Origin of the sequence: Streptomyces sp. NPDC050433, assembly GCF_044458565.1 — a bacterium.
Taxonomy (GTDB): domain Bacteria; phylum Actinomycetota; class Actinomycetes; order Streptomycetales; family Streptomycetaceae; genus Streptomyces.
Genome location: NZ_JBITIB010000037.1, coordinates 34,157 through 53,454, shown reverse-complemented (window position 1 = coordinate 53,454; position 19,298 = coordinate 34,157). Strand labels below are relative to the sequence as shown.

The window sequence follows — 19,298 nt, the reverse complement described above, 5'->3', positions numbered from 1 at the left end:
CCTTCTTGGGAGCGCATGTGAAACCCCAGCCCGAGCCGCGGCCCGGCGCAAGCCGTTGGTTCCCGCCGACGGCGACCGCACCGGATGCGACGGCTCAACTCTTCTGCCTGCCCCACGCGGGCGCCGGCGCCGCGACGTACCGGGACTGGCAGTCCACGATCGGCGGGGACGTCGAGGTGGTACCGGTGGAACTCCCCGGCAGAGGCGCCCGGTTCGCCGAGCCGCTCGTCACCTCGGCAACCGAGAACGTCGAAGCGCTCGCCGGGCCCCTGCTGGAGCGGGCGGACAAGCCCTTCGCTCTCTTCGGCCACAGCATGGGTGCGCTTCTGGCGTACGAGCTCGCGCATGAGCTGGTCCGCCTCGGACGCCCGCCCGTGCATCTCGTGGTGTCCGGGTACGCGGCGCCCCAGCTGTCGCCCCGCTCCCGCGGCGGCCAGGTGTACACACTGTCGGACGACCGGCTCGTCCAGCACATCAAGGCCCTCCAGGGCACGGCCGGCGAGGTGCTGGACCACCCGGAGCTGCTGGAACTGCTGCTCCCCGTGATCAGGGCGGACTACCAGGTCTGCGAGACACACGAGTTCACCGAACGGCCGCCGCTGCCCGTGCCCGTCACCGCGCTCGGCGGCACGGAGGACCCGGCGGGCGACGACGAGGCTCTGCGGGGATGGCGGGAGCTGACCGACGCCGAATTCCGTGTCGCGACCTTCCTCGGCGGTCACTTCTTCCTGCACGAGCACTTGGACGACGTCGCCGGCATCGTTCGTCGGGCCGCCATCTCCCAACCATCAGCCATCTGACGAGGGGACACCGGAGATGACTTCTTCCGACGGAGTGTCCGGCGGCGACACCCGGCTGCGGCAGATCCAGCGCTACTACGAACTGGTGGACGCGGGTGACGTATCCGGGCTGGTGGCACTTTTCGCACCGGATGCGGTCTACCGTCGTCCTGGTTACGAACCTCTCGTCGGCACCGCCGAGTTGGAGCGCTTCTACCGGGAGCAACGAGTGATAAAGGAGGGTCGGCACGCGCTGTCGTCGCATCTCGTTCAGGGCGACGAGGGGGCCGTGCACGGCACGTTCGAAGGCGTGCTGCACGACGGGCGTGAGGTCTCGGTGCGGTTCGCCGACTTCTTCGTCTTCTCCGACTCGGGGGCCTTCCGGAGCCGGGACACTTTCTTCTTCGCGCCGTCGGTGTGAGTGGGTTCGATCCGAACGAGAGGAGTTGACCATGGCACGGATCACGAGCGGCGCCGGGACCGCCAACACCGGTTTCGGCGAGCGGTTCACGGACCACATGGTCACGTTGAGATGGAGTGCCGAGGGCGGCTGGTCCGGGCGGCCGGAGCTGCTGCCGTACGGTGATCTGGCCTTCAGCCCCGCCATGGCCGGGCTGCACTACGGCCAAGTGGTGTTCGAGGGGCTGAAGTCGCACCGGCTGGCGGACGGCGGACTCGGTACGTTCCGGCCCGACGCGCACGCGCGCCGTTTCCAGCTCTCCGCCCGGCGCCTGGCGATGCCCGAGCTGCCCGAGGAGCTGTTCCTGGAGGCCGTGGACGCACTCGTCGCGGCGGACGGTGGTGTGCTGCCGGCCGACGATCCCCATCTCAGCCTGTATTTGCGGCCGGTGCTCTTCGCGACGGAGCCGTGCCTGGCGCTGCGGCCGGCGCGGGAGTACATGTTCCTGCTGATCGCCTTCGTCACCGGCGGCTTCTTCTCCGACCAGCCGGACCCGGTGTCCGTGCTGATCAGCCGGGACTTCTCACGCGCCGCTCCGGGCGGCACGGGAGAGGCGAAGTGCGCCGGGAACTACGCGGGCGCGTTCCTCGCACAGCAGGCGGCGGCCGACGCGGGATGCCGGCAGGTCGTCTGGCTGGACCCGGTGGAGCGGCGATGGGTCGAGGAGATGGGTGGAATGAACCTGTTCTTCGTGCGCGGTTCGGGCCCGTCGGCCGACGTCGTATCACCTCCCCTCACGGGGACACTGCTCCCCGGAGTGACCCGCGATTCCCTGCTGACCCTCCTGGCCGGGTCCGGCCACACGGTCCGTGAGGAGCGGATCTCCGTGGAGCAGTGGCGGGCCGAGAGCGAGGCGGGTGTGATCACCGAGACGTTCGCGTGCGGCACCGCCGCCCTGGTAACACCCGTCGGCGAGGTACGCGACGGCGGGGAGGGCTGGCTGATCGGCGGCGCGAAGCCCGGCCCGGTGACCCTGGCGCTCCGCGACGCGCTCACCGATCTGCATCACGGCCACGCGGCCGACCCACACGGCTGGATGCGGCTGCACACGCGGCCCGCCCACCGGTCCCCCACGCCCAGCACCACCTGATCCGAACCAGCGGAAAGAAGGCACAACAAACATGACGTTGCTCTCCCATGACGTGGCGGGTGCCGGCGACACGGTCGTCCTGCTGCACTCCTCCGTGTGCGACCGGCGCATGTGGGACCCCCAGTGGGCGGTGCTCCTGGACGCCGGATTCCGCGTCGTGCGCTGCGACTTCCGGGGATACGGGGAGACTCCCGTACCGGACCGGCCCAACAACGACGCCGACGACGTGCTCGCGCTGCTGGACGCGCTGGACATCGACCGGGCGGCCGTCGTCGGCTCCTCCTACGGAGGCCGGGTCGCCGTCGAGTTCGCGGCCCGCTGGCCGGGCCGGGTGAGCGCGCTGGCGCTGCTGTGCGCCGGATCGCCGTTCCATGAGCCCACCGCGGAGCTGGACGCCTTCGACGAGGAGGAGGAGACGCTGATCGACGCCGACGACCTGGACGGCGCGGTCGAGCTGAACGTACGCACCTGGCTCAGCCCGGAGGCCGGCGACGAGGTGCGCGAGAAGGTGCGGGGCATGCAGCGGCACGCGTACGAGGTGCAGCTCGCCGCGGAAGAGGAGTTCGACCAGGTGGAGGAGGAGAGCGACCTGTCGGCGATCAAGGCGCGGACCCTGGTGGTGTCGGGCGCGCTGGACCTGGACTACTTCCAGCAGGTCGCCGCCGATCTGGCCGTACGGCTCGCCGACACCCGGCATGTGCACCTGCCCTGGGGCAGTCACCTGCCGAGTCTTGAGCGGCCCGATGAGACGTCGGCGCTCCTCAGGGACTTCCTGGTCGCATCCCCCTGACTCCGGTGGGAGGAGCCTGCCGACAGCGGGCGGGGGGACCTGCCGTCGGCAGACTCGGTCAGGTGAGGCCCCGGTACGCGCCCCGGTGACGTACCAGGGGCCGGCCTCGTCCTCGCTCGGCGTCGCCGGCGGCGTCAGTGTCCGCGTCGGCATTCGTGACGGAGCCGATGAGGATGGTGTGGTCCCCGCCGGGATACGTGGTGTGCACCCGGCAGGTGATCGAGGCGAGCGCGTCGTCCAGGACGGGCACGGTGTCCTCGTAGTGGTGCGGTACGCCGGAGAACCGCTCCAGCAACGGCTTTTCGGCGAAGATCTGCGAAATGTCGTCCATCGTGTCCGGCAGGACGTTCACCGCGAACGCCTGGTGACGCAGGATCAGGTCCAGTGTGCCGGAGCGGTGGTGCAGACAGGCCAGGACGAGCATGGGGTCCATGGACAGCGAGGTGACGGCGCTGGTGGTCATGCCGACGGGTCCATGGGGGGATGTGGTGGTCAGCACCGTGACGCCGGCGGGCAGTTCGGCCATGACACGGCGGAACCGCCGCTGACGCTGTTCGTCGGGTGCGGTCCGCACGGGCTGTGGCGGACGGGGCACGGTGCTGTGCGTCATTTAGGCCGACCCTCCGGTCAGGTAGTGGTCGCGAAGCTGACCGCGGCGGCGTTTGCCGCTGGTGGTACGCGGGATGCCGCCACGTTTGAGGACGATCACCTCGTGGAGGTTGAAGCCGTACGACTGGCGTACGAGCATGGCGACTTCGCGTCGGATCCGGTCGTGGTCGTCTGCGCGAACGCGGGTCTCGACGACGGCGGTCACGCGTTCGCCGGTGTCGTCCGTGTGGGAGAAGACGGCGCTGTTGCCGGCGTCGATGTCCGGGTGCGTCTCGATGCTCTGCTCCACGTCGTACGGCGGCAGGTTGCGGCCGTTGACGATGACGAGTTCCTTGACGCGGCCGACGATGTAGAGGTCCCCGTCCCGTGTGAAACCGAGGTCGCCGGTGGCGTGGGTGCGGTTGTCGAGGGGACGGGGTACCCCGCCGGGGCCGAGGTATCCGGCCATCACGAAGTCGCCGCGCAGATGGATCTCGCCGATCTCGTCGTCCGGGAGCGAGGTGCCGTCGGTGTCGCGGATTTCGACGGTCAGTCCGCCGAGGGGCCGTCCGCAGGCGACGACGGTGAGGGAGGGCCGGTCTCCGGCGCAGTCGGTGACCTTGTTGTTGTGGTGCAGGTCCTCGCGGTCGAGCCGTACGGCCTTCGTACGGCCCCAGCTCAGCTCACCCGCCGCCCGGCGGTCGAGGGCCATGGTGGCGGCCAGGACGGTCTCGGCCATGCCGTAGCAGGGGATGAAGGTCTCTTCGGCGAACCCGTGCTTGGCGAACGTGTCGCGGAAGTCCGTCAGCACGCCCAGCGGGATGGGTTCGGCCCCGACGTACGCCTGCCGTAGACGGGAGAGGTCGAGATCGGGGTCGGGGGTGCGGCGGTAGCGGTCGGTGGCGGTGCGGTATCCGAATGGGGGTGCGGTGGTGATGGTCGCGCCGCGCCCGGACATGTGCCGCATCCAGGACAGCGGGTCGCGCAGGAAGCTGATGGACGGCATCAGATCCAGCGGGACCCCCTTGGTCAGGGTCGACAGCGTGAGGATGAAGCCCATGTCGTGGTGGAGCGGCAGCCAGTGGCAGACGCGGTCGCGCTCCGGCGTCATGTCCAGCGCCGTGTGGATGGCCCGGACGTTGGCCGTGACCTGGGCGCAGGTCAGCACCGCCGCCTTGGGGGCGCTGGTGGAGCCGGACGTGAGCTGGATGTGATGGGGGTCGTCGGGGCGGCGTACGGGCAACTCCCCCACCGGAAGCGCCGGGTGGTCAAGATCGGCGACGCTCAGGTATGTGGGCCCTGGGACGGCGGCGAGCGCGGCGGCCGTCTCCGGGTCCGGGGCGATGACGGCCGCCGGTTCAGTCACGCCCACCACGGCCGCGTACTGGCGCATGGCCGTCGACGCGGGGTCGTCGGGGTTGCCGGGGACGACGATCGTGCAGGGGACGAAGCCGGCGAGCAGACAGCCCAGCAGCGCGGTGAGGTGGTCGGTTCCGGTCGGCAGCGGGAGCAGGATCCGGTCGCCGGGGACCAGTCCGCGGGCCAGCAGCGCGCCGGCGGCGCCGCGTGCGCGTGCGTCGAGTTCCGCGTAGGTGACTTCGGCGGTGACGCCGCGGGAGTCGAGGACGGTGACGCCCGCGCTGTGGTCGCCGATGGTCCGGTAGTCCAGCTGGTGTTCGTCGATGGTGTGGACGGCCATGGACTGGTCCTTCACTTGGCGGCGCGGGCGGCTTTGGCCTGGACCCGCTCGCGGACGAAGTCGGCGATGTCGCCGACCTGTTGGAAGCCGAACGCCTTCTGCTCGGGGATGAAGACCTCGAACTCGTTCTCGACCCGTGTCATCGCCGCGACCAGGGTGATGGAGTCCAGCGGCAGGCTGAGCAGCGGTGTGGTGGGGCCGATCGAGTCGAGGTCGACCTGGGCGAGGTCCGCCGGTTCGAGGAGTTCGGCCAGCGCCTCGCGCAGGGTGCCGAGAATGTCCGCGTCGGTCGGGACGGCGGGTGGAGTGGTCACGGCCGGGTCTCTCCTGTGGGTGCGGGAATGGTGTCGCTGCGGGGGTCCAGGCCCAGGGCGGCCTTGCCGATCATGTCGCGCAGCGCGTCGAGGTTGGCGCCCATGACGGCGCCGGCGCGGGCGTCGCGGTAGTGGCGTTCGAGGGGGTTGGAGCGCAGGAAGCCGTGGCCGCCGGTGACTTGCATGGCGGTGTCGGCGACGGTGATGGCGGCCCGGTTGCACACGTACTTGGTCATGTTGAGGGCGCCGAGTGCTTCGAGTCGGTCGTTCTCCGCCGTCCACGCGCCGTGCAGGAGGGACAGTCGGGCGGTGTGCACGGTGGTGGCCATGTCCGCGACGTGCAGTCGTACGCCCTGGAAGGCGGCCAGGCTCTGGCCGGTCGGGGCGAGGGTGCGGCGCATGACGTGGTTGTTGGCGAAGTTCTGGGCGGCGCGGGCGATTCCGAGGGACGCGGCGGCCAGTCCCAGGATGAGTGCCGGGAGGGCGTGGGTGAGCAGGGGCATGCCGCCGCCGTGGCCGCCGACGCAGTTCTCCGCCGGGATACGGCAGTTGAGGAGGAGGGTGTTGGCGCTGTTGGCGCGCATGCCCATCGCGTCCCAGGTCTCCTTGACCGTGAGGCCGTCCTGGCCGGCGGGCAGCAGGGCCATGGTCTGGCTGCGGCGGAATTCGGTTTCGCCGCTGTGGGCGTTGATGACGTAGTAGTCGGCGTGGCCGGCTCCGGTGCAGAACGCCTTGGTGCCGACGAGATGCACCTGGTCGCCGTCGTGGGTGGCGCGCAGTTGGGGGTTGAGGATGTTGCCGCCGGTTCCGGGTTCGGAGAATGCCCAGCTCAGCAGTCGGCCGTCGGCGCAGATCTCCTTGAGGATCCGTGCCGCGACGGGGTTGGTGCCGGCGTCGGCGGCGAGCAGCCGCGCGGCGCCCGAGTGCATCGCGAAGATCAGGGCGGTGGATCCGCAGGCTTCGGCGAGTTCGGCGACGGCCAGTCCCCACGCGGTCAGGTCGGCGCCGGTGCCGCCGTACTCCTCGGGGACGAGCAGCCCGAGCAGTCCGGCCTCGTGCAGGTCGGCGATGTTCTCGCGGGGGAAGTCGGCGGTGCGGTCGTGGGTGGTGGCGCGGGGTGCCAGGCAGCGGCGGGCCACCGCCCGTGCCTGGTCGACGATGTCCTGCTGATCACTGCTCAAAGCGAGGTCAACCATGACGGTCTCCTAGAAAGACGCCGCCGTCGCATGGGGACGGAGGGTGGTGATGCGGTCGGCCAGTGCGTCCGGGGCGTGGAAACGGGCGTCGATGATGACGTCGTCCCCCTGGGGCGTTGCGGTGGTCGAGGTGGCGTAGACGGCGTTGCCGTACACCGTCAGCGGCACTTGGCGGGGGCGGTCGGCGACCGGGATGGGCTCGCGGTGGCCGTGCCCGAGCTGCCACCGCTGGGCGGCGACCAGGCTGGTGGGGGTGTCGCACAGGGTGTGACAGTCCGGCGGGGCCTGTTGGTGGTGGCGGGCGGTGGGGCAGGAGCGGGCCCAGGCCACCGGTGTGACGTCGGCGAGGCGCCGGGTCGACCAGCCGGGCCGTTCGGGTACGACGGCGTCGGCATCCGTCTCCAGGATCCGTACCCCGAACTCTTCGAGTTCGGCGAGGTAGCCGTCCTCGTACACGGCCGCTTCCAGCGGGCCACGGGGGGCTTCGGCGGAGTGGTGCGGTCGTCCGGGGAACAGGGCCAGTCCCACCGCGAGTTCGCAGTTCGGCAGGGACCGCGCGGCGAGTACGGCCAGGGTGCCCAGGTCGTTGACGCTCACGGTGAGCGGTCCGTCCTCGGCCAGTGCGGTGGTGAGGGTGACGAGGTCGGCGGCGCCGCGCTGCCATCCGGCGGGCAGGACGAGACCGGCCCGGAGTCCGGCGGCACGGACGCGTCCGACCGCCTCGCGCAGTACCGCCGGCTCCGGCAGCTTCGCGGCGCAGCCCTCCTGCCCGATGCTGACGGCGTCGACGGGCAGGTCGAGGACTTCCGTCAGCCGAGCCGGTGTGGTCAGGCGTATTTCAACGGTCATGGATCGTCTCCCGGCTCACACGTGGGCGCGGCGTTGAGGGGTGTCGCGGAAGCGGCAGCGCCGCTGCTCGCACATGCGCGGCACCCAGCCCATCTGCCACGTCAGCTCGGTACGGTCGATGTCGGCGACGGTCTGCTTGGTGCTCCAGCCCTTGGCCACACCGTCCAGTGCCCGCCGGTACATCTGGGTGACCTTGGCGTTCTGGCGGACGATGGGGCTCTCCCGGCCGGGGATCTGCAAGGCGGCGACACCGAGGGCCACCAGGGACGGGATGTCGCACAGGGCGCAGTCGGAGGCTCCGTCGAGGAATCCTCCGAGGTCGCCGGGGCCGGTGCCGATCTGGAGCGGTTCCTGGTAGCCGGCCCGGCAGCCGAGGCCTGAGCCCGGCTGGTCGGGCAGCCGGCAGTGGTGGCAGTCGGCTCCGGAGCCGGTCTGCACCGGTACTTCGACCTCCAGGCCCTCCACCGCGCAGAACGCGGCGATCTCGTCCAGCGTCGCGGCGTGGGGCATCACGACGCGCCGTACTCCGTAGGCGGCTCGCAGGTGCTCCGCGTACGCGACGGTCGTCACCCCCAGGGCGGCGCCGGCCACCAGCGGGATGCCGGGGTGGGCGTCGGCGATCCACCGGGCCGCGGGCAGGGCGCCGACGATGACGGTGTCGGCGCCTGCCTCGATGCCCTGTTCGACATGGGTCAGATACGCGGTGCGCGCCTCGGCGGGGACGGCCGGCGCGTCCACGCCGAGGTGGACCCGCAGGCCCGCGGCGTGGGCCTGGGTGATGATCTCTTTGAGCAGGCGCCGGTTGGAGACCTGTGTGGGGTCTCCGTCGCGGGTGCCGGGCAGGGCGTCGAAGCTGGTGTCCTGTCCGGCCGGGGTGCGGTGCGCCAGGTAGATCTCGGTGGCGCCGCCGGTGATCTGCAGTTCCAGCATCTGCAGGTTCCGTACGGGCGCGTCCAGCGCGACCCGTGCCGCGGCGGCGGGGTCGGGCACCGCGACGAACGGTGCCTCACGGGTGGTGTGCGGGGGCGCGAGCGCCCACTGGTCGGTGATGTCAGCCATCGGTCCACTCCCGCCTCGCGGTGTGGCCGCTGGTGGAGTGCCCGGTGGGCCGGGTCTCGTTGGTGCGCACCGGTCTCCTAGGCGTGGCTGGGTTGCGGTACGAGGGCCGGGCCGAGTGCGCGCAGCTTGCCGACGGCTTCGACGGTGGCCGTGGCGGCCTCGGCGATGTCGGCGAGCGTGGTGGTGCGGCCGGGGCTGAACCGTATGGAGGAGCGCGCCCGTTCGGCCGCGATGCCCATGGCGGTCAGGACGTGCGAGGGCTCGTCGCTGCCCGCGTGGCAGGCGGATCCGGCCGAGACGCAGATGCCGTGGACGGCCAGGACGTCGACGAGGGTGTCGCCGCGGATGCCGGTGAACGAGACGTTGAGGGTCTCGGGGACGCACGGGGCGCCGTGGCCGTTGACCTCAAGGCCGTCCGCCTCGCGCAGTGCGGTGAGCAGGGCGGTCCGCAGGGTCCGGCGGTGTTCCTCGAAGGCCGGGTCGGCGAGGTGCCGCAGGGCCTCGGTGGCCGCCGCGGCCATGCCGAGGATGCCGGGGACGTTCTCGGTTCCGGCTCGCAGTCCGTGTTCCTGGCTGCCGCCCCGGATCAGCGGGGACAGCGTGACGTGCGGGGCGACTTTGAGCGCGCCGACGCCCTTGGGGCCGTAGAACTTGTGGGCCGAGACCGACACCAGGTCCGCACCGATGTCCGCGAGGCTCACCTTGCCGGCGGTCTGCACGGCGTCGGTGTGCATCAGCGCGCCCGCCCCGTGGGCGATCTCCGCGATGTCGGCGACGGGTTGGAGGACACCCGTCTCGTTGTTGGCGTGCATCACCGACACGAGGGCGGTGTTCGGGCGCAGCGCCCGCCGGATGTCGTCGGGGTCGATCCAGCCTCGGGAGTCCGGGCCGACGATGGTGACCTCGGCGCCCAACTCGGCGGCGAACGCGCAGGATTCGAGGACGGCGGAGTGCTCGATCGCCGTGGTGATCACATGGACGCGGCGGTCGGCGGCGGCCAGGACGGTGCCGCAGACGGCCAGCGCGTCGGCCTCGGACCCGCCGCCGGTGAACACGACGTCGTCCGCCGAGCAGTCCAGCAGTTCGGCCAGCTGGACGCGGGAGGATTCCAGCGCCTCCTTGGCCTTGTCGCCCGCGGCGTGCCGGCTGGAGGGGTTGCCGGTGATGCGCATGCCGCGCAGTACGGCCTCGGCCGCTTCGGGGCAGACCGGGCTGGTGGCGGCGTGGTCGAGATAGATGCCCGTCGGGTCCGGCAGGGCCGGCAGCGGGTCACGCACAGATGAGGGGTGCGTCATCGTCCACTCCGTCCTGGTGGTTGCTGACCAGGCGGTGTGCCACCTGTCGGCCGAGGGCGGCCACATGTCGCTGGTCGGGGGCCAGGCCGCCGAGGAGCGTTTCCACCCGCTCGTCGTCCCACGCCTGGATTTCCCGCAGTTCGCTGCCGAGGGCGGCCTCGGTGATGACGCTCGCCGCGGCGAGGGAGGCGGCGCAGCCGTGGGCGCGGAAGCGGATCTCGGTCACCCGGCCGTCATTGACGGCGGCGGTGAGCATGATCTGGTCTCCGCAGACCGGGTTGCCGATGAACGCCCGTACGTCGGGGTTCTCCAGTTCGCCGGGGTTGCGCGGGGTGGTGAAGTGGTCCACCACGGTGGGGCTGTAGCGCGGCACGTGTTCAGCCCTCCACGGAAGCGGTGGCGGCGGCATCGGCAGCGGCGGGGACCTCGCACTCGGCGACGATCTCCTGGCTGTCGATGAACTTCTCGATGCTCACCGCGCAGCAGCCGAGTTCGGCGCCCTGGAGGCGCCGGCGGAAGGAGACCGTCTGGCCGGTCCGGCCGCACGGGCACGGTGTGTGGTCGACCTCGCCGACGTCCTCGCTGAGGATGAACGCCGGGTAGGAGGAGCTGAGGGCGTCGAGCAGGGCGATCACGCCGGTCTTGCCCGGCGCCAGTTCGACGTCCGTGTTCTCGACGTCGCGGATGCTGATGTACGACCACGGCGGCACGTGCTTGCGGTGGTGCTCGCACTCGATGGCCAGCATGTTCGACTCGATCATGCCGTACATGTCGCGGACCCGGTCTGCGGGTATGCCGAGGTACTTCTCGATCTTGGCGTTGAACTCTTCCCGGCTGATGCTCTCTCCGGTGTACCGCTTCCAGCCGCCCAGCGTGATGACGAGCGAGTCGGGGTCGAGCTTGAGGGTGATGTCCTCCAGCTCCAGGAAGCGCAGCAGCCGGCCGACGAGGAACGGCGGGCCGATGATGTGGCGCGTCATCGACTCCTCCCACGAGTCGAGCAGACCGATGGCCTCCTGCGGGTCGAACGCGTAGTCGCGCACCACATAGGCGTGTACGTCGAGCAGCCCGTTGAGGACGTTGAACGCCTTGACCATCCCCATCTCGGGCGTCTCCGCGGTGGACGGGCACAGGAAGAGTCCCGCGCCCTTTCCGACCTGGAAGAACTCCCGGTACTGGGCGAAGATCGCGCTCATCACACGGCTGACGGTGGTCACGTCGCGGCGCGCCACGCTGGGCACACCGCCGGTGCCGGTGCTGCGGATCTCCAGCTCGACGTCGGTCAGCGAGGCGGTCATCAGCACATGCGCGTCGGGCTGCTTGAACATCCGGACCGGCAGCAGCGGGATCTTCACCAGGTCGGCGAGTGTCGCGATGTCGTCCGGCTTGATGCCCAGTGCGTCGGCCTGGGCGCGGTAGAAGGCGTTGTGTTCGGCGTGCGCGGCGAAGGCGCCCCGCAGGGCCTCGGTCACCGAGGCTTCCCATTCCTGGGCCGGCTGACGGTAGGCGGCGTCGGGACAGCCGAGCATGGCAGCGAGTTCCATTGAATCCCCCTGGAATTCTGGCAGCAGAAGTTGCGGCGCACGGTCGGGTATCGGTGATCGAGTCCGACCGCGGCGATGGCTACTATCGCAGTAGTACTACGTGGATAGTCAAGCGCCGCCCGAATGTCCTATGCTGATCGCCATGGCGAGACTGGGCGACCTTGAGCGAGCGGTTCTGGATGCTCTGTGGCAGTCCGGTCAGCCGCAGACCGTGCGCGAGGTCCATGAGGCGCTGGCCGAAAGACAACTCGCGTACACCACCGTCATGACCACCCTTCAGCGCCTCGCGCGCAAGGGCCTGGTCACCCAGGATTCACACACCCGGGCCCACCGGTTCAGTGCCGTCGCCACCCGTGAGGAGATGTTCGCCGAGCTCATGACCGACGCTCTGGGCATCGCCGGGGACGAGCACGAGGCGATGCTCCGGTTCGTCGACGTCATCAGTCCCGAAGCACGGGCCGCACTGGCCGAGACGCTCAACCAGCAGGACCGCGACACGAGGTGACGTAGGAACCGCGCGGCTGCCGCAGTGGGTGCGGCGGCCGGCTGAACGAGGGGTCGTTCAGCCCACCGGCGCGACAAAACGATCGATGTAACGGGGGGTTACGTGGATGCGCTCTGTCTTGTGCTGTTGTCCGTGCTGCTGATCGCCACAGCGACCACTGTGGTCACCTCGGCGCGCTGGCCGCAGCGGGCCCCGTGCGCGGCGCTGTGCCTGTGGCTCGCAGGATGCGTCGGCGGGCTGAGCGCACTGCTGTGCGGGACCTACGCCCTGTTCGCGGGGCTGGAGGAGATCCTGACCCATCGGACACTACGGCTGCCTGCCGACGCGTCGGCCGTGGTCCTCGCCTGGATCTTCATCTTCCGGGTGATCGCGGCCTACGTCCAGGTGGGCCGCCGGGCGCGCAAGCGGCGTGAACGGCACGTGGCACTCCTGGAGTTGTTCGGGGTCGCGGCGCAGCATCTGTCGGCGGTCGTCCTGCCCAGCCGGCAGCCGCTCGCCTACAGCGTTCCGGGCCGTGGGGCACACCGCGGGCACACCGTCATCTCCGATGTCGTCCTGGCGGAGTTCACCCGCGAGGAGGTGCAGTCGGTCCTCGCGCACGAGCAGGCGCATCTGAGGCAGCGTCATCATCTGCTGGCGCAGCTGAGCGAGGCGCTGTGCACCTCCCTGCCGCGTGGACGGTTCACCCTCCGTTTCAGCGACCGTATAGGCAACCTGATCGAGATGCGCGCGGACTGCGCGGCCCGCGTGAAGTGCGGACGTCTCACCCTCGCGCAGGCGCTGGCCCGGATGGCGCCGGGCAGGAGCCCGGAGCCGGACGCCGGTTCGCCCTGCCCGGTCGCCGCCCGGCGCCGCCATCTGCTGACCAACGTCCGATGTTGTACCTCCCTCACGTCCTCCGTGGTCTTCGGCGCGGCCTGTTCGTTCGCCGCGGCCCCCACGGCCCTGACGTCGATCGGCGCCCTCGCCGCCGTCTGCAACTGGATCTGCCGATGACCGCCCCTCGTGCGACGCACGGGGGTTTTTTGCTGACCGACCTGGAAGAGAGACGCACATGAGCGACCACGTGTCCGAGACGATAGAGATCGGCGTCCCACCGCGCGTCGTGTACGACACGGTGACCGACGTCGCCGGGATGGGCCGTTGGAGCCCCGAGTGCACGGGCGGCGACGTGAAGGACAAGACGGCCGGGGAGTTGCGGGCCGGGATGCGCTTCACCGGCCACAACATCTCCGCCAAGGCCCGTCCGTGGTCGACCAACTGCACGGTGACGGTGGCCGATCCGGGCGAGAAGTTCACCTTTCTCGCCCGCGCCGTCGGACTGCGCATCGCCATCTGGAGCTACCACTTCGAGCCTCTCGACTCCGGCCGGGCGACGAGGGTCACCGAGACGTGGACCGACCAGCGCGGACGGCTCATGCACTTCATCGGCCCGCGCGTCAGCGGCATCCATGACCGGGCCACCCACAACCGCGGGACGATGAAGGTCACTCTCCAGCGTCTGAAGGAGACGCTGGAGAGCGAACACCGGTCTGCCTGAGCGGAGCCGCGGCGGTCGGCCCGCCGCGCCGAGGGGCGGACACCGTACGCGTACGGTGTCCGCCCCCGCTGCACGTCTCCGGGACGGTCCACAAGTGCCGCTAGGCGGTGGCCCCTTGGGCCTCCGCTGCCGTTCCTCCGACCAGCGGCTCCTTCGCGCGGGCCGGCAGCAGCGCCACCACCAGCACCGCGACGACGGCGGCGAGCGCGGCGCAGATCAGCGCCACCGTCGACATTCCTGCGACGAAGGCGTCGCGCGCCGAGTCGGCGATGGCACGGGCCTGCTCGGCGGGCAGACTCTCCGCCGCCTTGGCGGCCCCCGCCACGTTGTCGCCGATCGCCTCCCGTGCCGGAGCCGGAAGCGCGGCGGGGATGTCGTCCTCGACGTTGCCGCGGTAGACCGAGTTGAGCGAACTGCCCAGAACGGCGACACCGACGGAGGCACCGATCTGCCGACAGGCGTTGGCAAGTGCCGATCCGGCTCCCATCTGGTGGGCGGGCAGCGAGCTGAGGATGGCGTCCAGTGTGGTGGGCATCGTGAAGCCCAGGGCGGCGCCCATGACGGCCAGCGCGGTGCCCGTCAGGAGGAAGTCGGTGTCGGCCTCCACCGTCGCCAGCAGGCCGAGGCCGACGACCCACAGCACCATGCCGATCGCGACGATCGCCTTGGTACCGATACGGCCCACGAGCCGGCCTCCGACACCTGCGGCGACCACCAGGGCGCCGATCATGGGCAGCAGGTGCAGCCCGGTGTCCATGGCGTCCTTGCCCTGGACCTGCTGGAGGAACTGCGGCACGACGAACAGGACGCCGAAGAGGATGAACATCACCGAGGAGATCGCCACGGTGGACCAGGTGTAGCGGGCGTTACGGAAGAAACCGAGGTCCACCAGGGGGTTGGCGGCGCGGCGCAGCCAGACCACCAGCAGCCCGATCAGGACGATCCCGCCGATCATCGTCAGCAGCACGAGGGGGTCGGACCACCCGGCGTTCGGCACCTCGATGACGCCGTAGACGAAGGCGGAGACACCGACCAGGGACAGGGCGGCGCCGACGAGGTCGAGCCGTTTGGCGTTCGGGTCGCGGGTCTCCGGCACGAACAGCAGGATTCCCACGACGGCGACGACGATGACCGGGATGTTGATGAGGAAGATCGAACCCCACCAGAAGTTGCTCAGCAGCCACCCGCCCGCCAGCGGCCCGAGCGGCAGCCCGAGCGCGAATCCGGCGGTGGCGATCGCCATCGCACGCGACCGCTCCTCGGGCGGGAACATCAGCGGCACGATCGACAGGGCGAGCGGGGTGATGGCCGCGGCGCCCGCGCCCATGACGACACGGGCGAGGATCAGACCGTTCGGAGTGTCGACCGCCATGACGAGCGCGGAGCCCACACCGAAGAGCAACAGACCCCCGATCAGGACCAGTCGGCGGCCGATACGGTCACCCAGCACTCCCATCGCGAGGAGCAGACCCGCGAAGGGAAGGGTGTAACCGTCCGTGAACCACTGGAGTTCGGTGGTGGTCGCGTCCAGGTCGGTGGCCAGAGTCGGAAGGGCGACGGTCAGAATCGTCGCGTCCAGTCCGACGATCATCAGTCCGAAGACGGGGGCGGCCAGAGCGAGCCAGCGGCGACGCACCAACCCGCTCTCGGCCGGGGCCTTCTGATCGGTCGACCCGTTTTCGGGCATGCTCATATCTGCTCCTCGGCAGGGCACGTTGAGAGATGTTCGATGTGAGGGGTGTACGGCTCCGAGTACCGCCGGAGCCGGCGCGGTCGCGGCCGTGTGAGGGCGTGCCTGAGCGACGGGGGGGACACCTTGTCGTAAAGCGCGGCCCCCGGAGGCCGTACGGAATTCAGTCGGGCGGCAACTCCGCCCGGACCGGGGTCAGTTGCAGCAGTCGCATCCAGGTGCGCAGCCGCAGGCGTCCCCGGCGTCCGCCTTGGCGGCGGTGACCGCGTCCGCGTCGACGGTGACCGAGGCCGGGACGCAGCAGCCCTCGCCGCGCCACGCCTCCCTGCCCTCCTTGACCGCGATCGCGGCGATGACCAGGGCGGCCACCGGGTCCGCCCACGACCAGCCGAGGGTCGCGTTCGCCACCAGGCCCACCAGCAGGACGGCGGAGAGATAGGTGCACAGCAGGGTCTGCTTGGAGTCCGCTACGGCGGACGCCGACCCCAGCTCGCGGCCCGCCCGGCGCTGGGCGGCGGAGAGGAACGGCATGACCGCCAGCGACAGCGCGGCCAGCGCGATGCCGACGACCGAGCTGTCCGCCTCCCCGTCGCCGGTCAGGGCCCGTACGGCGTCGACGCTCACGTACGCGGCGAGGGCGAAGAACGACACCGCTATGATCCGCAGCGTCCGTTTCTCCCGCGCCTCCCGTACGGCGTGCTCGCGCGCGGAGAACTGCCAGGCCACCGCCGCGGCCGACGACACCTCGACAACCGAGTCCAGGCCGAAGCCGACCAACGCGGTCGACGAGGCCAGTGTCCCGGCGGTGATCGCGACCACCGCCTCGATCACGTTGTAGACGATCGTCGCGGCGACCAGCAGCCTGATACGCCGGGTCAGGACGTCCCGTCGTGCGGGTGAGGAGCCGAGGGACACCTGAACAGTCATCAGCAGCAGTCCTTCTCTTCGGCGTCCGGGCATGTGCGGTCGTCGGCCACGGCCACCACGGCGGACCGCAGATCGTCCAGGGCATGCCCCAGGCGCTCGTCGGCCAGCTCGTACCGCACACGGCGCCCGACGGGGACGGCGACCACCAGGCCGCAGTCCCGCAGACAGGCGAGATGGTTCGACAGCCGGGTACGGGAGATACCCAGCGTGTCGGCCAAGTCGGAGGGATGTGCCGGGGCTTCACGCAGCGCGAGCAGCAGTCGGCAGCGGAGGGGATCTGCCAGCGCGCGCCCGAAGCGGGCCAGCACCTCGATGTCAGCGGCAAGGTTCAGCACACGCTGACCATACACAGAATCGTGGATTCAGGAAACTCTGAACTGACAATCGCTTCCGTCAGGCCGGACGCTCAGGAGCCCGTCCGTTCGAAGGACCTGTGCGCCTCGATGAAGTGGGTCTCGCCCTCCGCCGCCCGACCGGCCGGCGCGGAGACCCACAGGTCGTACATCTTGCCGCCCTCGTCCCAGCTCAGGTCGAACGTACGGCGCGGCCCGCCGTCCCCCGCGGCGCCGTCCCAGGTGAACTCCCAGACGGCGGCGGGGAAGCCGTTGTGCGTCGTCTCGCGGACCGAGCCGTCCCGATAGCCGGGGTAGTCCGACGGACCCGACTGGTGCGCCTGCCGCATCACCGCGGCGGGGCCGGCCGGGTCGAGCGGCTGGGGATGGACGCCGATACGGAAGGCGTTGTCCGGCGAGTTGTAGAAGACGCGGGGCGATTCGTCGACGCGTACGAAGCCCCTGGGCGTCACCATCGTGAAGCCCGACGGATCGGAGACCGTACGGTAGCCCTCGGGGGCCGGATCAGCGGCCGGCGGGGCCTCCGTCGGCTTCGCGTCCTTGTCCTTGCCCTTGCCGTCGTCCAGCGGTTCGGGCGTGTCGGAGGGATTCTTGCCGAGATCCTTCGGCTTGGAGGGGCTCTTGGAAGGGTTCGCCGTCGGCGCCTTGGAATCCCGGTCCTCCCGTACCTCCTCCGCGGGACCGTCGTTCCCCGTCGCCTCTGTCCCCTGACCGGGATCGTCCCTCGTGAGCACCCACGCACCGGTGCCACCCGCCGCGAGGACGGTGGCCAGGGCTCCGGCGAGAAGCGCCCTGCGGATCCGGGGGCGCCCGGCCGGTGCGGGGGCGGAGCCGAGCACGACCGGGGCGCCGGAATCGGACGGCGCACCGGACTTGGGCACCGGCACGTGCGGCACGGTCGGCATCCGCTCCTGCGTCAGAAATCCGCGCAGGGACCGTTCCACCTCGTCCGCGCCGAGCCGCCGGCCGGGATCGCGCTCAAGGAGCCCGTTCAGGACGGGAAGCAGCGGACCGGCCGAGTCGGGCACCTTGACCTCGTCCATCACCACGGCGTGCAGCACCCCCGCCACCGAGTCGCGGCGGAACGGCGACTCCCCCTCAACGGCGGCGCAGAGCAGCACACCGAGCGACCACAGATCGGACTCCGGGCCCGTCCGCCTCCCCGACATCCGCTCCGGGGCGGTGTACTCCGGGGAGCCGACGAACGCGCCCACCTCTGTCAGCGTCGTCTGCCCGTCGACCTGCGCGATCCCGAAGTCGGACAGCACCACCCGCCCCGTTGCCGCCTCCAGGAGTACGTTCGCGGGCTTGAGGTCACGGTGCAGCACCCCGGCCGTGTGCGCGGCGCGCAGCGCGGCCACCAGGGCGAGACCGATACGCGCGGCCTCGGCGGGCGGGACCGGGCCGTCCATGGCGATCCGGTCGGCGAGCGAGCGGCCGTCGATCAGCTCCATCACGAGCCAGGGCTGCGCCTCGTGCTGGACGACGTCGTGCAGGACCAGGACGCCCGGGTGTTTCACCTGCGCGACCGAGCGCGCCTCGCGCATCGTGCGTTCGCGCCGGCTCTCGGCCTCGGCGGGCGAGAGCCCTTCGTCGACGTGCAGCTCCTTCATCGCGACGGCGCGGCCGAGCAGTTCGTCGCTCGCCCGCCAGACCGTGCCCATTCCGCCGCGTCCCAGTGGTGCCGTGATGCGGTAGCGCCCTGCTATGAGATCCCCGTGACTTGCCATGGCGGCATCATACGAACTCCCGTTACGGAAGGTGCAGTTGAGGTAATTGATGGTCATGGTGCGCAAGAGGCGTGACCGAGCGGTGAAGAGGAGTGCGGTGGCGCCCCCGGCGTCAGCGTTTGCGGGCGAGAGTCAGGCCGTCCGCGATGGGCAGGAGCACGGACTCGACCCGGTCGTCGGCGCGGACGTGCGCGTTGAACTCCCGGATCGCCAGGGCGTTGCCCTCGGCGTCGGTACGTGCCGCCTCGCCGCCGTACAGCACGTTGTCGGCGAGCAGCAGCCCGCCCGGACGTACGCGCGGCACGAGTTCGTCCCAGTAGGCGCGGTAGCCCGGTTTGTCGGCGTCCAGGAAGACGAGGTCGATCAGCGGTTGTGACGGCAGGGCCCTGAGGGTGTCGAGGGCCGGGGCGATCCGGAGGTCGATACGGTCCTGGACCCCGGCCTCCTTCCATGCCTCCTGGGCGATCGAGGTCCACTCCGTGGAGATGTCGCAGGCGACGACACGGCCGCCGGGGGCCAGTCCCTCGGCCAGCGCGAGGGTCGAGTAGCCGGTGAAGGTGCCCACTTCGACGATGCTGTGCGCGCCGGTCAGGCGGGCCAGCAGGGTGAGCAGGACGCCCTGCTCGTGCGGAACCCGCATCCGGGCGGGACCGCCGAGCGCCTGGGTGCGGGCGATCAGCCTTTCCTGGACGGGGGTTCGCGGTTCCGCCTGGGCCACCACGTAGTCGTACAGCTCAGGGGTGAGGGGGACCGACTTGATCGCGTCCGCGCTGCTGCTCATGTCGTGAGTCCTTCGGCAGGAGTGAGGGGGTGGGGCAATTGTGCCTCGCACACATCGCCGCCCAGGGGACGCCGGTGTGCGGCGCATTCCGCGTCGTGGCCACGGAGGG

At 70.6% G+C, this 19,298-nt stretch carries 21 protein-coding genes; 7 read left to right on the top strand and 14 right to left on the bottom strand.

All coding sequences use genetic code 11. The features are described 5' to 3' along the window. The first annotated feature begins 17 nt into the window (after positions 1 to 17). Genes ACIBLA_RS33070 through ACIBLA_RS33055 form a run of 4 tightly spaced genes read left to right on the top strand, consistent with a single transcriptional unit; the run spans position 18 to position 3,119 of the window. On the top strand, positions 18 to 800 hold the full coding sequence (locus ACIBLA_RS33070; protein ID WP_399200762.1) for a thioesterase II family protein: 783 nt from the start codon (positions 18 to 20) through the stop codon (positions 798 to 800). A 16-nt stretch (positions 801 to 816) separates the two neighbouring features. Further along, positions 817 to 1,200 carry a nuclear transport factor 2 family protein gene (locus ACIBLA_RS33065; RefSeq protein ID WP_363246801.1) on the top strand — a complete coding sequence of 128 codons (384 nt, stop codon included), beginning with the start codon at positions 817 to 819 and terminating at the stop codon, positions 1,198 to 1,200. Positions 1,201 to 1,231: 31 nt separating this feature from the next. After that, a complete protein-coding gene (locus tag ACIBLA_RS33060) occupies positions 1,232 to 2,329 on the top strand; it encodes a branched-chain amino acid aminotransferase (protein WP_399200761.1) in 1,098 nt (365 codons plus the stop codon). Between the two features lie 31 nt (positions 2,330 to 2,360). Beyond that, positions 2,361 to 3,119 carry an alpha/beta hydrolase gene (locus ACIBLA_RS33055; RefSeq protein WP_363246799.1) on the top strand — a complete coding sequence of 253 codons (759 nt, stop codon included), beginning with the start codon at positions 2,361 to 2,363 and terminating at the stop codon, positions 3,117 to 3,119. Between the two features lie 58 nt (positions 3,120 to 3,177). Here the strand turns inward: ACIBLA_RS33055 and ACIBLA_RS33050 are convergent, their stop codons facing one another. From ACIBLA_RS33050 to ACIBLA_RS33010, 9 genes are all read right to left on the bottom strand, one after another. After that, positions 3,178 to 3,729, bottom strand: a complete 552-nt coding sequence (locus ACIBLA_RS33050) for a flavin reductase family protein (RefSeq protein WP_399200760.1) — start codon at positions 3,727 to 3,729, stop codon at positions 3,178 to 3,180. Continuing rightward, positions 3,730 to 5,406: an AMP-binding protein gene (locus ACIBLA_RS33045; protein ID WP_399200759.1), complete on the bottom strand. Its 1,677-nt coding sequence runs from the start codon at positions 5,404 to 5,406 to the stop codon at positions 3,730 to 3,732. 11 nt (positions 5,407 to 5,417) lie between these two features. Then, entirely contained in the window at positions 5,418 to 5,720 is a 303-nt protein-coding gene (locus ACIBLA_RS33040) for an acyl carrier protein (protein ID WP_399200758.1), read from the bottom strand. After that, the gene (locus tag ACIBLA_RS33035) at positions 5,717 to 6,916 is read right to left on the bottom strand and encodes an acyl-CoA dehydrogenase family protein (RefSeq protein WP_363246795.1); all 1,200 of its coding nucleotides are present in this window, start codon (positions 6,914 to 6,916) and stop codon (positions 5,717 to 5,719) included. Before ACIBLA_RS33035 ends, ACIBLA_RS33040 begins: the two co-directional genes overlap by 4 nt. A gap of 9 nt (positions 6,917 to 6,925) precedes the next feature. Continuing rightward, positions 6,926 to 7,765: a hypothetical protein gene (locus ACIBLA_RS33030; protein ID WP_363246794.1), complete on the bottom strand. Its 840-nt coding sequence runs from the start codon at positions 7,763 to 7,765 to the stop codon at positions 6,926 to 6,928. A gap of 15 nt (positions 7,766 to 7,780) precedes the next feature. After that, positions 7,781 to 8,824 carry a U32 family peptidase gene (locus tag ACIBLA_RS33025; RefSeq protein WP_363246793.1) on the bottom strand — a complete coding sequence of 348 codons (1,044 nt, stop codon included), beginning with the start codon at positions 8,822 to 8,824 and terminating at the stop codon, positions 7,781 to 7,783. A gap of 77 nt (positions 8,825 to 8,901) precedes the next feature. Continuing rightward, positions 8,902 to 10,119 carry a cysteine desulfurase family protein gene (locus tag ACIBLA_RS33020; protein ID WP_363246792.1) on the bottom strand — a complete coding sequence of 406 codons (1,218 nt, stop codon included), beginning with the start codon at positions 10,117 to 10,119 and terminating at the stop codon, positions 8,902 to 8,904. Next, positions 10,094 to 10,492, bottom strand: coding sequence for an iron-sulfur cluster assembly scaffold protein (locus ACIBLA_RS33015; protein ID WP_363246791.1), 399 nt, complete (start codon positions 10,490 to 10,492; stop codon positions 10,094 to 10,096). The genes ACIBLA_RS33020 and ACIBLA_RS33015 overlap by 26 nt, the downstream gene beginning before the upstream one ends. A 4-nt stretch (positions 10,493 to 10,496) precedes the next feature. After that, positions 10,497 to 11,663, bottom strand: coding sequence for a hypothetical protein (locus ACIBLA_RS33010; protein WP_363246790.1), 1,167 nt, complete (start codon positions 11,661 to 11,663; stop codon positions 10,497 to 10,499). Between the two features lie 142 nt (positions 11,664 to 11,805). On the opposite strand from ACIBLA_RS33010, the gene ACIBLA_RS33005 reads away from it, so the two are divergent. The 3 genes from ACIBLA_RS33005 to ACIBLA_RS32995 all read left to right on the top strand — a co-directional run bounded on the left by ACIBLA_RS33005 (position 11,806) and on the right by ACIBLA_RS32995 (position 13,708). After that, positions 11,806 to 12,168, top strand: a complete 363-nt coding sequence (locus tag ACIBLA_RS33005) for a BlaI/MecI/CopY family transcriptional regulator (RefSeq protein WP_363246789.1) — start codon at positions 11,806 to 11,808, stop codon at positions 12,166 to 12,168. Between the two features lie 120 nt (positions 12,169 to 12,288). Beyond that, the gene (locus ACIBLA_RS33000; protein WP_363246788.1) at positions 12,289 to 13,164 is read left to right on the top strand and encodes a M48 family metalloprotease; all 876 of its coding nucleotides are present in this window, start codon (positions 12,289 to 12,291) and stop codon (positions 13,162 to 13,164) included. Between the two features lie 58 nt (positions 13,165 to 13,222). Beyond that, positions 13,223 to 13,708, top strand: coding sequence for an SRPBCC family protein (locus tag ACIBLA_RS32995; RefSeq protein WP_399200757.1), 486 nt, complete (start codon positions 13,223 to 13,225; stop codon positions 13,706 to 13,708). A 100-nt stretch (positions 13,709 to 13,808) separates the two neighbouring features. Here ACIBLA_RS32995 and ACIBLA_RS32990 read toward each other — a convergent pair whose 3' ends face one another. The 5 genes from ACIBLA_RS32990 to ACIBLA_RS32970 all read right to left on the bottom strand — a co-directional run bounded on the left by ACIBLA_RS32990 (position 13,809) and on the right by ACIBLA_RS32970 (position 19,189). Then, the gene (locus ACIBLA_RS32990; protein WP_399200756.1) at positions 13,809 to 15,401 is read right to left on the bottom strand and encodes a DHA2 family efflux MFS transporter permease subunit; all 1,593 of its coding nucleotides are present in this window, start codon (positions 15,399 to 15,401) and stop codon (positions 13,809 to 13,811) included. Positions 15,402 to 15,593: 192 nt separating this feature from the next. Then, entirely contained in the window at positions 15,594 to 16,325 is a 732-nt protein-coding gene (locus ACIBLA_RS32985; protein WP_363246607.1) for a cation transporter, read from the bottom strand. After that, a complete protein-coding gene (locus tag ACIBLA_RS32980; protein ID WP_363246606.1) occupies positions 16,325 to 16,660 on the bottom strand; it encodes a metalloregulator ArsR/SmtB family transcription factor in 336 nt (111 codons plus the stop codon). Before ACIBLA_RS32980 ends, ACIBLA_RS32985 begins: the two co-directional genes overlap by 1 nt. Positions 16,661 to 16,731: 71 nt before the next feature. Beyond that, the gene (locus tag ACIBLA_RS32975) at positions 16,732 to 18,408 is read right to left on the bottom strand and encodes a serine/threonine-protein kinase (protein WP_399200755.1); all 1,677 of its coding nucleotides are present in this window, start codon (positions 18,406 to 18,408) and stop codon (positions 16,732 to 16,734) included. A 112-nt stretch (positions 18,409 to 18,520) separates the two neighbouring features. After that, the gene (locus tag ACIBLA_RS32970) at positions 18,521 to 19,189 is read right to left on the bottom strand and encodes an O-methyltransferase (protein ID WP_363246604.1); all 669 of its coding nucleotides are present in this window, start codon (positions 19,187 to 19,189) and stop codon (positions 18,521 to 18,523) included. Between the last annotated feature and the right edge of the window lie 109 nt (positions 19,190 to 19,298).